Origin of the sequence: Nostoc sp. KVJ20, assembly GCF_001712795.1 — a bacterium.
Lineage (GTDB): Bacteria > Cyanobacteriota > Cyanobacteriia > Cyanobacteriales > Nostocaceae > Nostoc.
Window position 1 is genome coordinate 1 of record NZ_KV757649.1, and the last position, 13044, is coordinate 13044.

Consider the following 13044-nt stretch of genomic DNA (forward strand, 5'->3'; position numbering starts at 1 on the left):
TTACGGATAGAATTGCACTCAATAGGAGTAGATGTATTGGTTGTTTCACCAGGGTTTGTCGCCACAGATATTCGGCAACAAGCGTTGGGAGCAGATGGAAAACCATTAGGCAAAAGTCCGCGTGATGAAACGCAAGGCAATATGTCAGTAGATGAGTGTGTACATCAAATTATCTGGGCGATGGAGCGGCGTAAAAGAGAACACATCATGACGTTGAAAGGTAAAATACTCCCTTGGGCAAAGCTAATTATGCCAGGATTGGTTGATCGTATAACTGCTGCGACTGTTCGCAAGCCAACTGCTACCCAGAAGTAACCAGAACTTTAGAAACTGCGTTGAGAGTATATGATTTTCTGTAGTTTTTAGTACTACACAGTAGAGCTTGATGCAGCTCTCTTCTTGCCCACTCTCCACCGCCACACACTCCCCACTGAAAACATAAAAGCCCTCGCCTCCCACAGCGCACCGACACCAAACCCCGCTAGCGAAGAGTAGTCTTTCACTACTCCCGGTTGCCATTGCCGGGAAGTAAGGTTATGGACTTGTACTGGAGTGACATCTGCGATCGCCTTTGGCTTAAGCATCTCTATCGCCGCCCCCGCCTCATCTCTGCCCTTGTTACAACCGCGCCTCCACAACCAACGATTGCTACTTCGGGGGGCAACGCTTGCCCGCTTTTGACAACAAATTGTTTACAAATACTGCCGACAAACGAACGTCAAGTACGCCCCTTGGTTGCCCTAGAGCCAGAAGTCCAGCGCACTGCATGGCAGCAGGCAGTGCAAGTTGCTGGTGGGAAAGTGCCAACTGGTAGAATCGTCAAAGATGTTGTACAGCGCATCATGGAGAGAACCAAAGTACCAAACACCTACCAAATTGGCGAGGTGTGTCAAATTCTTGTTAAGGACAACCCCGAACTCAGAGGCAAAGGTGGGTGCTGGGGGATTGTCAGCGCAGTAAACGAGTTTAGTTGCACCGTGAGAATGTGGGATGGCGAGTACACCATTGGGGTGAAACACCTGAAATCATTCAACTATCTGCCCCAGGAGTGTCAGCAGATGCAGGTGATTTGCGATCGCATCAATCGGGTGTATTCGGGTGAGTTGGAGGAGTCGGTGCAGAAGTTTTTGGAGATGCTGGGGAAGGTGAATCGGGCTTATTTGACGGCTTTGGAAGAGAAATTGTTGAGTGTTCTAGAGTCTGAGATAAAAGATTAATGCAACAATACTTTCTGTAATCTATTGTGGTAGGGGTGTAATATTGGTACTGATTATCAAAGAAAGGGCGACGCTAGAACAGTTTGAGCAAATGCTGCAAACTCTGGGACTTTATATCAAAATAGCAAAAGATAATCCAGAACTCAGGGGCAAGGGTGGCTGCTGGGGGATTGTCAGCCAAGTAAATGAGTTCAGTTGCACTGTCAAAACCTGGAATGGGGAGTACAGCGTTGGCTTGCAGCACCTAAAGTCGTACAACTACTTGCCTGCCGAGTGTGAGCAGATGCTGGTGATTTGCGATCGCATTGGTCGGGTGTATTCCGATTCGCTTGAGGAGACAGTCAAAAGTCTGTTGCAGTTGTTGGGGAAGGTAAATCGGCCTTATCTTACTGCTGTGGAAGAGAAATTGTTGAGTGTTGTGGAGTTGGAATATGGGAACGAGATAAAGTTTTAAGAATTATGGTCGTTTTTATATAGTAAGTGTGCAACAGGTTCTCGTTAGGCATCATGGTTGAAGTGTAATGCCAGATGCTCCTCATCAAAATATCTACCATCAATAAATAAAGCATTACGCTCTAAACCGAAACGCTCAAAACCCCGTGAGCTATAAAGAGAGGCGGCTGGTAAATTGTTTGTAGTGACCGTGAGAACGATCTGTCGCAGACCATTAAGCCGTCGAGCATGGGATAATGCCTCATCAAGAAGCGCGGCTCCAACACCTCGCCCTCGATTCTCAGGTAAAACATACATACTCCAGAGAGAACCAATGTGAACACGCTTCAAACGGTTCTCGCGTGAGAAGCCGAGCATACCAATAAGTTTGTCCGTGTCGCTAAAAGCACCGAAAATCCCGTTAGCAGAATTATCGTGAGGGCGAAGTCTGGCAGCAAAGTCGGCCAAAGAAAAACGGGATTCCTCCTCATAACTGGAAGCAAATGCTGTGGGCGAGTCTCTCAATGCTTGCAAACGTAGTTCGCGGTAAACGACGACATCTTGGGTGTTTAAAAATCTGATTTCCATAGATTTATGCACCATCTTTTAAATTAGTCTGGCACTTAATTAATTCAAAGAATTGCGAAATTTCTTTAGTCGAGCGAATATGATAAACATTTTTCATGCTTTGAGCCTGCTCGATATACTCACGATATTTTGGTGTCAAATATTTGTGACATAGCCAAAGTACGCGGTAGCTATTAAGCGAACTCCTCAATATTGGACTATTGTCAGGCCAGCCTGATGGCGGTTTAAAGTAACCTGTAATAAATCGTTTAGTTACCAGCCATCCATGCACATATAGAGGTAGATCGACATAAACCAGAGTATCTGCCTCGTTCAGTCTTAGCCAGAGAGTTTCCATGCAGCCAAACCCGTCAATAATCCATCGGTCAGTAGCTAAAATTTGCTGATGGACGCGCTTATAATCTTCATGTGGAACCTCAGTTCCCCCTGATTGATATTTAATCTTGTCCAAGATGTGAAGTGGTAAATCAGTAATTTGGGATAATCTTTTGCTTAGAGTTGATTTACCGCCTCCAGCATTGCCAAACACCGCTACTTTTTTCATTCCCACTCTCCTTTTAGGGCGATCAAGTTCAAGCTGGCACAAGTTTGTTACGAAAGAATAAGAGCTTTACTTATATTACCTTTATAATACAAGATATATTACAGAAAAAATGTATTACTTTGCCCTGGTATCATGCACTGTCAAAACCTGGGGTGGCGAGTACACGGTTGGTTTGCAGCACCTCAAATCTTACAATTACGTGCCTGCCGAGTGTGAGCAGATGCGGGTGATTTGCGAGCGCATCAATCGGGTGTATTCAAGTGGGCTGGAGGAGTCGGTGCAGAAGTTTCTGGAGTCGTTGGGGAAGCTGAAGCGGGCTTATTTGACGGATTTGGAAGAGAAAGTGTTGAGTGTTTTGGAGTTGGAAATTAAAGTTTAGTTATCAATCTCTTATTTACTCAAAATTATTTTCGATGGGAGCAAATAGCAAGTAATTATTTTCAGAATGAGAATTACTGTATAGTTTGAGGTATGCCAGATTATCCTCTCAAGAGTTGCTCTATGATTGCTCTACCTGGTATTGCCATCCAAGACAAGATATACGAAAGTTCTAATTCTCTAGTTTATCGGGGCATCAGAGACGATGGAGTAGGGATAATTGTAAAAATGCTAAAGCTTGATTATCCCTCTCCCCAAGAATTAACCCGCTACAGACAGGAATATAAAATTACCCGTTCCCTTACAGTGGAGGGAGTGGTGAAGGCATACAGTCAGCATGACTATCAACGCACTCTGGTGATTCTCTTAGAAGATTTTTGGGGAGAGTCCCTAGAGCAATGGATGCACAAGCGCCCAGATATCTTCTACCCCATGCCTTTATCCACTTTTCTAGGTGTTGCGATCGCCCTTACAGACATTCTGGGCAGAATCCATGCAGCCAATATCCTCTCTGGCGCTTTTGAGCCTACCTCTCGATGCTTCAAACTCCCAAAAAGTAGCTTGGCTCAATTGTGTTAACATCAACCAAGAAAAGATGCAGAAATGGGCAGAACACGCTCCCATGAATTATCTACATAAATTTCATCTAGTCGAGGCAGAAAAAGCGCGAGTCTTAGGGCAATTTTTTGAGGCTGAAGAGTTTTACGAGCGAGCGATGTCTACGACGGGCTACGCCTACGCGGGGGCTGCTGAAAATGAGTTTATCCAGGAAGAAGCATTCGCCTATGAATTAGCGGCTAAACATTATCTGGCGCGAGGGCGGTTAAAAATTGCTCAAACTTACATTAAAGAGGCGCACTATTGCTATGATCGCTGGGGCGCAACCGCTAAAGTTAAAGACTTAGAAAAACGCTATCCACAACTCCTCAACACCAACCTAGTTCGGCAATCACATTCAATCGTGACCGATGAAACTATCCGTCATCCGACTGCGGCGATCGATTGGGCTGCGGCGATGAAAGCGGCTCAAGCCATCTCAGAAATGATCCATCTCGATCAATTAACTGCAACGTTGATGCAGGTGGTGATAGAAAATGCCGGAGCCGAAACTGGCGCTCTGGTTCTCCTGGAAGATGATCGGCTCACTGTTGTGGCTCAGTGCAGTGGGAGTAGACAGTGTAACCTGGAAAAGATCGCTGTTGCTGGCTGTGCAACAATTCCTGTCTCCGTCATCCAATCAGTAGAACGCACATTTGAAACTCTGGTGTTTGATGATGCAATCAGCGAACCGTCTTTTTTGACTGATCGGTATATTCAAAACCAACAAACGTGATCGCTCCTGTGTATGCCCATTCTTAAGCAAAATCAGCTGATTGGCATACTTTATCTGGAGAACAATCTCAGTACCGGAGTGTTTACTAGCGATCGCTTACAAGTCCTTAAACTGTTGATTGCTCAGGTAGCAATTTCACTGGAGAATGCTCGGTTATATGAACGGTTATCGGATTATTCCGAAACACTGGAAAGGAAGGTAGAAGAGCAAACTCAAGCTTTGCAGCAGGAGATCGCGGAACGTCAACAAACCGAAGCCGCATTGAGACAAAGTGAAGCAAATTATCGCAACCTGCTACAAACCGCGAATTCCGTGATCATTCGCTATGATCCGCAAGGACGGATTCGCTACATCAACGATTATGGGGTAAAGCTTCTTGGCTATGAAGAACATCAGATTTTAGGGCGAACCTTATTTGAAACCATCATTCCAGAAGCCGAACTTTCTGGACGCGATGTGAGACCCTTTGTCCATGATTTACTTCGTAATCCTCAATCGTACCCGCAAGGCGAGGGTGAAAACCTGTGTCGAGACGGTCGGCGAGTTTGGGTTGTTTGGTCAAATCAATCCATCTTCAATGAACAAGGAGATGTCGTTGAAATCTTATCGGTTGGCAATGACACCACCCAGCGTAGACAAGCAGAAGAGGCATTACAACGCAGTGAAGCCAAGTTCCGAACTATTTTTGAAAACTCACAGGTTGGTATCTACCGAACCCGCACCGATGATGGCTTAATTCTCAATGCCAATCAACGCTTTGCCGATCTGTTTGGTTTTGATTCACCCCAAGAGATTATTGGAATTGAACACACTACAGGCTATTGGGTCAATCCCAGCGATCGCCAACAAGGCATTGAGGTGATGAAGCGGGATGGGGAAGTGCGAAGCTATGAAGCACAGATGCGAAAACGAGATGGGACAGTGTTTTGGGGACTTTTCTCTTCTTATCTGAATGCAGCCGATGATTACATCGAAGGGGTGATTGCGGATATTAGCGATCGCAAACAGGCAGAAGTAGCATTGCAAGCCTCTGAAGCAGAACTGCGATCGCTCTTTTCAGCCATTCCCGATCCAATGTGTATCTTCAATAGTGAGGGACAATTGATCTGTGCAATCAAAGGAAATCCGTCATATGGAGAGTTGCATAGGGAGGAGTATATTGGTAAAACACTGCATCAACTCTATGCTACGGAACAAGCTGATGAATTCCTGAGTTACATTCAGCAGGTGCTGAGAACTCAACAAGTACTCACAGTTGAATACAGCCAGTGGATAGCTGAACGAGAAATCTGGTTTTCGGCTCGCATTGCACCGATTCGGCACGAACAGGTGATTTGGATAGCGCGAGATATTACGCTGCAAAAGCGAGCAGAAGCAGCCTCAATTTTGGAAGAACGCAACCGCATGGCGCGTGAAATTCACGACACACTCGCTCAGGCGTTTACGGGCATTCTGGCTCAGGTAGGAGCGGCAAAACAGGTGTTAACGGATGATTCAGAAGCAACTGAGGCACACCTAGACCTGATCAAAGAATTGGCGCGAACTGGACTGGTTGAAGCGCGGCGATCGGTAGTAGCGCTCCGTCCTCAGCTTTTGGAGGAAGGCAGTTTACAGAGCGCTCTACATCGTCTCATCGCTCAACTCAGAACTGCCGCAATGGATACCACTTTATATTATGAGATTGAGGGTGCAGTATATTCTCTGCCGACTGAAGTCGAGAGTAACCTACTGCGGATTGGGCAGGAAGCCTTAACCAATGCGATTCGACACGCCAATGCTGATGAAATTCGAGTGAAGCTAGGATACGATCGCGATCAGTTTTGCTTGCGCGTGCAAGACAATGGACAGGGCTTTGGAGTTGGGAGTATTCCAGCCTCTGAGGGTTTTGGCTTACTAGGCATGAGCGAACGAGCAGAGCGCATCGGTGCACAACTCACGATTCGGAGTCAACCTGGAGAAGGTACAGAGATGATTGTTACCGTCGATCGGGAGGCATCACAATGAGCCAAGCCATTCGGGTTCTCATTGCAGACGATCATGCTATTTTTCGCCAAGGATTAGCCACGATTATTAACCGTGACCCAGATATGCAGGTGATTGCCCAAGCCGAAAATGGGGAACAAGCGATCGCTCTATTTGGGGAACACCAACCGGATGTCACGCTCATGGATCTCCGAATGCCTGAAGTGGAAGGAGTTGCCGCCATCGGTGCAATTTGTGCTACTGCTAAATCTGCTCGGATTATTGTACTGACCACGTATGATAGTGACGAAGATATTTATCGGGGATTGCAGGCAGGCGCAAAAGGATATCTGTTGAAAGAAACTGAACCTGACGAGCTTCTGAATGCTATTCGTACCGTTCATCGGGGTCAGAAGTATATTCCGCCTGATGTAGGAGCAAAGTTGGTACAGCGCCTCAGCAATCCAGAACTGAGTGAACGAGAACTAGAAGTACTCGGCTCACTGGCGCAGGGAATGAGCAATGCCGATATTGCAGCTGCTTTGAGTATCGGTGAAGGCACTGTCAAATCTCATGTCAATCGGATTTTGAATAAATTGGATGTGAGCGATCGCACCCAAGCTGTAATTGTTGCCGTTAAACGCGGCATTGTTAATTTATTAAGATGTACTTTCGATAGAATTGGGATTCTAACTTGAGTTAGAACCAGCCTTCTACTCCACGATGGCATGGTTGCTCTATCAATTTATACTGTAAAAATTTTAACTTGCTATAGACGACAGCTTGAAGGCAATTTCCTATATTAAATGTATGCAAATAGAGATGCAGTCAATGGATTGAGCAAGTCAATTGCAAAGTTCTATACTTGCTGCAAACGTAAAAAATGAACGATGATCGCAGCTACAGTTCCTTACTTGTACCCCCTTCAACTCAAGATTGGATGCAAGGTGTGCTGAGTGCCAAGGTCGTGCTGGTGATGTATGGAGACTATCAATGCTCTAGAAGTGCGGACGTTTACAGTATGATTCAAGGAATCAAACAAGAGCTGAGTGCTTCTTTTGGAGAAGATTATTTATGCTTTATCTTCCGTCATTTTCCGCAAACACAGATTCATCCTCATGCTCAACGAGCCGCCGAAGTCGCTGAAGCCGCCGCTGCCCAAGGACAGTTTTGGTCAATGCACGATACTTTATTTGTTTATCAACAGAAGTTAGAGAATGGTTATCTTGTAGAGTACGCCAATGATTTGGGGCTTGATATTCCTCAGTTTCTCAAAGACTTGTCTAAACAAGTATATGTCGATCGCATCCACGAAGATATCGAAAGTGGAATACACAGTGGAGTAACAACTGCCCCAGTCTTATTTATCAATACCATTCGATATACCGCACGCTGGAAAATGACAGAGTTGATGACAGCCATTGTTGCAGTAAGTCACTAAGCTCTATTTATACCTGACTTGTTTGTGAGTGCTAGTCGGCGATCGCGCATTTGCTCGCTAGTTTTTGCCTGTTTTGTTGAATTTAAACGCCTCACTGGAATGACCGCAAAACAGGTTTGCTAACTTCCAAGTACTACATATATGTACGAGTAAAGGAGACAAAGATGAAGATTAAAGCAATCAAAAGACACCAGGGAATCGGAACAGAAGTGAAAGACGCGACTTACGTCGAGGCTGCCCGGTGGGGTAAGTATCGGTGGTGGCGGTATGTTCTGGGGCTGATGATCATCCTCTTTGCCTGGATGGTCGTTGCCAACTTCGCCAGTGCGCTCGTCGCGCTCGCGATCGGCGGCAAAGAGGGTGTCGCGGCTTTCGGTCGGCTGGATTATGCCGCGTTCGGTCGGGTGGGGGGCTTTGTCGTGAGCATGGCAGGTTTTCCGGTGTGGCTCGCGGGAATCCTCATCGCCGTCACCCTCATCCACCAGCGTCATCCCCGGACACTCGTCACGGCGCGGGAGCAGATCAGTTGGCGGCGCGTCGGTCATGGCTTTGTGGCTGGGTTTGTGCCGTGGGTGCTGCTAGCCGGACTGGGGCAGTACCTCCTCTACCCCGATAGCTTCTCCTTCAACTCCGACCTCAAGACGTTCGCGCTCTTTGTACCGATCGCGCTGGTCATCACCGCAATCCAGACGACCACTGAGGAGCTTTTCTTTCGCGGGTACATCGTGCAGGGCGCAAGCCTGATCTGGTCGAACCGCGTGTTTCTGGCGATCGTCTCGGCTGTGATCTTCACGCTGCCGCACGCCACCAATCCAGAGTCACAGGAGGGCGGATGGATCGGGATGTTCCTCGGACTCTTCGTCGGCACGGGTCTGCTGTTTGCGATCGTTTCATTGATCGACGGCACCACCGAGCTTGCGATCGGCGCACATTTCGCTAACAACATCGCGTACTTTCTTTTGTTCAACTGGTCTGGAAGCTTCTTCACTACGCCAGCCCTGTTCAGCGTTAGTGAGTACCATGCAAGATTCTACGACATCACCTCTCTCGTGCTGATTCCCATTTTCCTGGTGATTGTTTTCCGGGTGTTCAAACGCGATGAGGCATCCGAACCCGTTTCCCAAAATCATCTGAAGGGTCGTCGGTAATCTCGTTAATTTAATCACTTACAAGGAACAATCGCCATGTCAACTGATGAGAACAAAGTTATTGCGATTACTGGAGCTAGTAGCGGTATTGGTGAAGCAACTGCTAGATTGCTGGCTCGCCAGGGTTTACGGGTTATGTTAGGGGCGCGGCGTACCGATCGACTGGAAGCAATCGCTGCCGAAATTCGCTCTAAAGGTGGCGAAGCAGAATACCGCACCCTTGATGTCACCAACCTCGAAGATATGCAAGCCTTTGTCGAGTTTGCCCAAGATAAATTTGGTCGCCTTGATGTTGTGGTGAACAATGCGGGCTTGATGCCGCTTTCCAGGCTAGAGGTGCTGAAGATCGATGAATGGAACCGCATGATTGATGTGAACATTCGCGGTGTGCTTCATGGGATTGCTGCTGCACTACCCCTCTTTAAGCAGCAACGATCAGGGCAGTTTGTCAATCTATCCTCGATTGGCGGGCATAACGTCTATCCAACCGCAGCCGTGTACTGCGCCACTAAGTTTGCAGTTTGGGCGATTTCCGAGGGACGACTGCGGCAAGAATCGACGGACATCCGGGTTACGGTGATTTCGCCTGGAGTGACGGAAACTGAACTTGCCAGCACGATCACGGATGCTGAAGCAGCAGAATGGGTGGAGGGATTTCGTGAGGCAGTGATTCCGGCAGATGCGATCGCGCGTGCGATTGCCTTTGCGATCGAGCAACCCGTAGAGGTAGATGTGAATGAAATCATTGTTCGACCGATTGGACAAATGAGCTAAATTTCGGAAGTCGAGGGAACACCTGGAGAACGTTATGCACCTCGACATATGAGCAGTGTGAATCAGTAAACGCATTCACGTCCTTTTCAACCTGCCCGCAATCCCAGCAATGATAGCTGCTGGCATGAGCTAATAGGACAGAGCATCTGGAGATTAAACCAATGGCAATTCTGAAACAATTTGGAATTTTATTTGTATTGGGCAGTGTGGGAATTGTGATGTTTACGATCACGTCTATTCCTTTAATCGAGCAACAGTTAGCGAAACTGTCTCCAGAAACACTGGGAAAAGTGCCTCCATTATGGATTTTAATGCTTCTGCAAGGACTACAGTATTCAATTCTACTGGCAATCAGCATTCTGATCGGAATTGGCTGTGCCTATCGCGTTGGATTACGCTCACATTTGATTGACTACTGGGTATTTCATACCCCTAAGATTCCATATTCTGTCATTGAGATGAAATGGAGCTTGGGTGTAGGTGCAGCAGCGACGATCGTTCTCCTGTTGCTCGATCGGTTGATGCAACCTGCACTACCTGAAGCGCTACGGGCAGCCAATAATGCAGAACCGAATTGGCTGAGTTCACTTACGGCGATGCTTTATGGCGGCATCACTGAGGAAATTCTGATGCGCTGGGGCTTAATGTCACTGCTTGTTTGGATAGCATGGAAAATCTTCAAACAAGGCATTACGCTGCCAAGCCAAGGAATATACCAAGGTGCGATTGTTCTAGCCGCGTTGGTATTTGGACTACTACACCTGCCAGCGACTGCCGCGATCGTTCCTCTCACTCCAGTTGTGATTATTCGGGCTTTGTTACTGAATGGGATTGTAGGAATCGCATTTGGCTGGCTCTTTTGGCAATATTCGCTAGAGGCTGCAATGTTAGCTCATATCAGCGTTCATGCTTTTGCCTTTGTTCTTAGCGGTTTACTGGCAAGGTTGGCTTAAGTTTTGGAATAGATCTCATAGGGCTATCACTGCCCACAAAGCCTTACAGTGAAAGGTTTTAAAAAGAAAGGTTTTGAAAATGGTGGGCGATGCCCACTACTTGAATTGATGCTCAACTCTACAGTTTTAAGGTGGTAAATCAAATGATTCAGTGCAAAGATTTTGCGCCTCGGATTACTGAACGAGGACCCTTCGGCGGACCTGCCGAGTATGAATCCTTCTCTGAGGTTGTGAGTGCTGTAAATCAGTGGATCGCAAGTACAACGATACAGGTAATCAATGTTGAAACCGTTGTTTTACCCGATCGGATTGAAGGCACAAGTGATGATGTCTACGGAGTGACGACCAGTAATGCTTTCCACCCAGTGATGATCAGTCAGGGTCTTGCAATCAATTGCTTTCAATGTGTGCGTGTCTGGTACAGAGAATAAGCTTTACCGGAGAAAAAATAATGAAACGATTTACCTTGTTTACTTTTCTGTACCTCGCGCTGGGAGTCTGTCTGAGTGCGATCGCACTTGGATACCCAAACCTGCCTTCGGGTCTTCAAAGAAGCTTGTTCATCAGTGCAGGAACCTCCTACATTTTTTGTCTTCTCAGCACCTTCCCATTTTGGCGCGAAAGGACGATCCGCTTCTATCGCAGACGGAATTCAGCGGTAATTCTACCCTGGTTGGTGATGGGATTCTATATTGTTTGGATGATCTGGGAGGTTCAGAGTCAGAACTGGACGATGGAAGCCATTTTAGGAGCGTTTTCGCGGCTAATATTTGTCTTAGGGTTTGCAGAAATCATTGTGATTACATGGCAAGTGAATTCTGAACATTAGTGTCTAAATCGAATGGCACGCTCATTAAGACACAGCCCTTGCCCAGGCTGGGAACCCATTCTGGGAGGCTCTGCCTCTTCCTTCATGGTGGCAGAACCAACGATCGCCCTGGATTTACCCCTGAAAGTACTGGCATGGGAAGCGACTGACGGCAAGGTGTGGGTGAGTTACAACGATCCTAATTACTTAAAACAGCGATTTTCTCTCTCGGATGAGTTGGTGAAAAATATCGCTATCATTGCACCTTTAATCAATGAAGCACTTAGTTACGTCGATCACAAATAAGTTGCAGAATTAGCACGCGATGGCGCAAAGCACCCGCTCAAAAGGCGATCGCACCTTGGCGTTTTTGAAACAGCATTGTAGTAGCAATCGAGTAATGTCAAACTCATTAATTTTACAACACTCATGAAAACATTTGCGTTCTTCCTGGCTCTGCCAATCAGTATCTTAGCTAATTTTTCCTTAAGAGCTTCTGCTGATTCTACTGCTGGCATCATCCTGAGTACAAAATGCCAGAGTGGGTACAACATCAATATTTGGCAGAATTATACGAACGGTGAACTGCTTTATCGCGCAACCAGTGCCAACGGTAATTTAAGTTTGGGTAAAGGAACTAGCCAAGCAACAGAAGGTGTTCGAGTGTATAAGTTTCGGAATGGAATTTATGAATATTGGGTATGGGATGGCACGTTGGATAACCCGCAGTCTGGAACTTTAGAGGTGTATAAAAACAACCGTATCTTGATGAAGCAAGCTTGTAGAAAAAGTTGAATCAATAGCACGGATATGAATGGCACGCTCGTTGAATGGTTCCCAGCTTCCAGGCTGGGAACCCATTCTGGGAGACTCTGCCTACACTGATTTCACCTTACCTACCTTGCGCCAAGGCGATCGCGGCAGAAACGTGCAATTGTTACAGCGCATCCTTCAAGACAATGGCTTTTTAGGAGCCGCAGGTGTGAGGCTAGGCAATCCAAGAGGGGCGATCGTCGATGGCATCTTTGGTGCGGTCACAGTGTCTGCGGTACGCGATCTCCAGCGACGATACAGAATCCCAGTTACAGGGCGAGTCAATCCAACCACCTGGGAAGTCCTGGATATGCACGAAAACCCCTATCGATCCCCGCTTCCCTGGAAATAACAGAACATTACACAACCATAAGCCACAGAAGATTTCTAATGAACCGAAAGATTCTTTCAACCAAAATCACAACCACAATCGCAATCACAATTCTGAAGTTTGATCCCAACCGAGGCTATAAACTATCAACCTACGTTTACTGGTGGATTAAGCAGTCAATTACACGCGCGATTGGAGAAAAATCTTGCACAAACCTTGTTTTTAGGAAATGTTGTGCAATTTTTCTCACTAAGTGCAAACTTATATTTCCAAATGTTGAGCTTTATTTAGTCTTATAAAACTTTTGGACTGGCTGGGAATG

General features: G+C 46.6%; 18 protein-coding genes and 2 pseudogenes. 18 read left to right on the forward strand and 2 right to left on the reverse strand.

The features are described 5' to 3' along the window. From A4S05_RS22390 to A4S05_RS22400, 3 genes and pseudogenes are all read left to right on the forward strand, one after another. Positions 1-315, forward strand: a pseudogene (locus A4S05_RS22390) (short chain dehydrogenase); the annotation flags it as partial. Between the two features lie 221 nt (positions 316-536). Next, on the forward strand, positions 537-1217 hold the full coding sequence (locus A4S05_RS22395) for a hypothetical protein (protein ID WP_256091087.1): 681 nt from the start codon (positions 537-539) through the stop codon (positions 1215-1217). A 43-nt stretch (positions 1218-1260) separates the two neighbouring features. Then, entirely contained in the window at positions 1261-1671 is a 411-nt protein-coding gene (locus tag A4S05_RS22400; RefSeq protein WP_069072003.1) for a hypothetical protein, read from the forward strand. Between the two features lie 44 nt (positions 1672-1715). Here the strand turns inward: A4S05_RS22400 and A4S05_RS22405 are convergent, their stop codons facing one another. Further along, positions 1716-2252, reverse strand: a complete 537-nt coding sequence (locus A4S05_RS22405) for a GNAT family N-acetyltransferase (protein WP_256091088.1) — start codon at positions 2250-2252, stop codon at positions 1716-1718. Then, complete coding sequence (locus A4S05_RS22410; RefSeq protein ID WP_069072005.1) at positions 2242-2781, reverse strand: P-loop NTPase family protein; 540 nt, start codon at positions 2779-2781, stop codon at positions 2242-2244. The genes A4S05_RS22405 and A4S05_RS22410 overlap by 11 nt, the downstream gene beginning before the upstream one ends. Positions 2782-2890: 109 nt before the next feature. Between A4S05_RS22410 and A4S05_RS22415 the strand changes: the two genes are divergently transcribed. The 15 genes and pseudogenes from A4S05_RS22415 to A4S05_RS40525 all read left to right on the forward strand — a co-directional run. Continuing rightward, positions 2891-3160 (forward strand): hypothetical protein, encoded by a 270-nt coding sequence (locus A4S05_RS22415; protein ID WP_069072006.1) that lies wholly within the window; start codon positions 2891-2893, stop codon positions 3158-3160. A 122-nt stretch (positions 3161-3282) separates the two neighbouring features. Beyond that, positions 3283-3738: a serine/threonine-protein kinase gene (locus A4S05_RS22420; protein ID WP_218107968.1), complete on the forward strand. Its 456-nt coding sequence runs from the start codon at positions 3283-3285 to the stop codon at positions 3736-3738. A 16-nt stretch (positions 3739-3754) separates the two neighbouring features. Continuing rightward, on the forward strand, positions 3755-4492 hold the full coding sequence (locus A4S05_RS43500; RefSeq protein ID WP_256091089.1) for a hypothetical protein: 738 nt from the start codon (positions 3755-3757) through the stop codon (positions 4490-4492). A gap of 12 nt (positions 4493-4504) precedes the next feature. Then, the gene (locus A4S05_RS22425; protein ID WP_256091090.1) at positions 4505-6496 is read left to right on the forward strand and encodes a PAS domain S-box protein; all 1992 of its coding nucleotides are present in this window, start codon (positions 4505-4507) and stop codon (positions 6494-6496) included. Continuing rightward, on the forward strand, positions 6493-7152 hold the full coding sequence (locus A4S05_RS22430; RefSeq protein WP_069072008.1) for a response regulator: 660 nt from the start codon (positions 6493-6495) through the stop codon (positions 7150-7152). Before A4S05_RS22425 ends, A4S05_RS22430 begins: the two co-directional genes overlap by 4 nt. Positions 7153-7337: 185 nt before the next feature. Continuing rightward, positions 7338-7895: a DsbA family protein gene (locus A4S05_RS22435; RefSeq protein ID WP_069072009.1), complete on the forward strand. Its 558-nt coding sequence runs from the start codon at positions 7338-7340 to the stop codon at positions 7893-7895. Positions 7896-8059: 164 nt separating this feature from the next. Beyond that, positions 8060-9043, forward strand: a complete 984-nt coding sequence (locus A4S05_RS22440; RefSeq protein WP_069072010.1) for a CPBP family intramembrane glutamic endopeptidase — start codon at positions 8060-8062, stop codon at positions 9041-9043. A 36-nt stretch (positions 9044-9079) separates the two neighbouring features. Beyond that, positions 9080-9817: an SDR family oxidoreductase gene (locus tag A4S05_RS22445; RefSeq protein WP_069072011.1), complete on the forward strand. Its 738-nt coding sequence runs from the start codon at positions 9080-9082 to the stop codon at positions 9815-9817. A gap of 161 nt (positions 9818-9978) precedes the next feature. Beyond that, a complete protein-coding gene (locus A4S05_RS22450; protein ID WP_069072012.1) occupies positions 9979-10770 on the forward strand; it encodes a CPBP family intramembrane glutamic endopeptidase in 792 nt (263 codons plus the stop codon). Positions 10771-10913: 143 nt separating this feature from the next. After that, complete coding sequence (locus A4S05_RS22455; protein WP_069072013.1) at positions 10914-11201, forward strand: hypothetical protein; 288 nt, start codon at positions 10914-10916, stop codon at positions 11199-11201. A gap of 20 nt (positions 11202-11221) precedes the next feature. After that, positions 11222-11599: a hypothetical protein gene (locus tag A4S05_RS22460; RefSeq protein WP_069072014.1), complete on the forward strand. Its 378-nt coding sequence runs from the start codon at positions 11222-11224 to the stop codon at positions 11597-11599. Between the two features lie 12 nt (positions 11600-11611). Further along, positions 11612-11884 (forward strand): DUF302 domain-containing protein, encoded by a 273-nt coding sequence (locus A4S05_RS22465; RefSeq protein WP_084227217.1) that lies wholly within the window; start codon positions 11612-11614, stop codon positions 11882-11884. Between the two features lie 123 nt (positions 11885-12007). Further along, positions 12008-12373 (forward strand): hypothetical protein, encoded by a 366-nt coding sequence (locus A4S05_RS22470; protein WP_069072015.1) that lies wholly within the window; start codon positions 12008-12010, stop codon positions 12371-12373. A gap of 19 nt (positions 12374-12392) precedes the next feature. Beyond that, complete coding sequence (locus tag A4S05_RS22475; protein WP_069072016.1) at positions 12393-12743, forward strand: peptidoglycan-binding domain-containing protein; 351 nt, start codon at positions 12393-12395, stop codon at positions 12741-12743. A gap of 89 nt (positions 12744-12832) precedes the next feature. Next, positions 12833-12934 (forward strand): annotated as a pseudogene (locus A4S05_RS40525) (sigma factor); the annotation flags it as partial. Between the last annotated feature and the right edge of the window lie 110 nt (positions 12935-13044).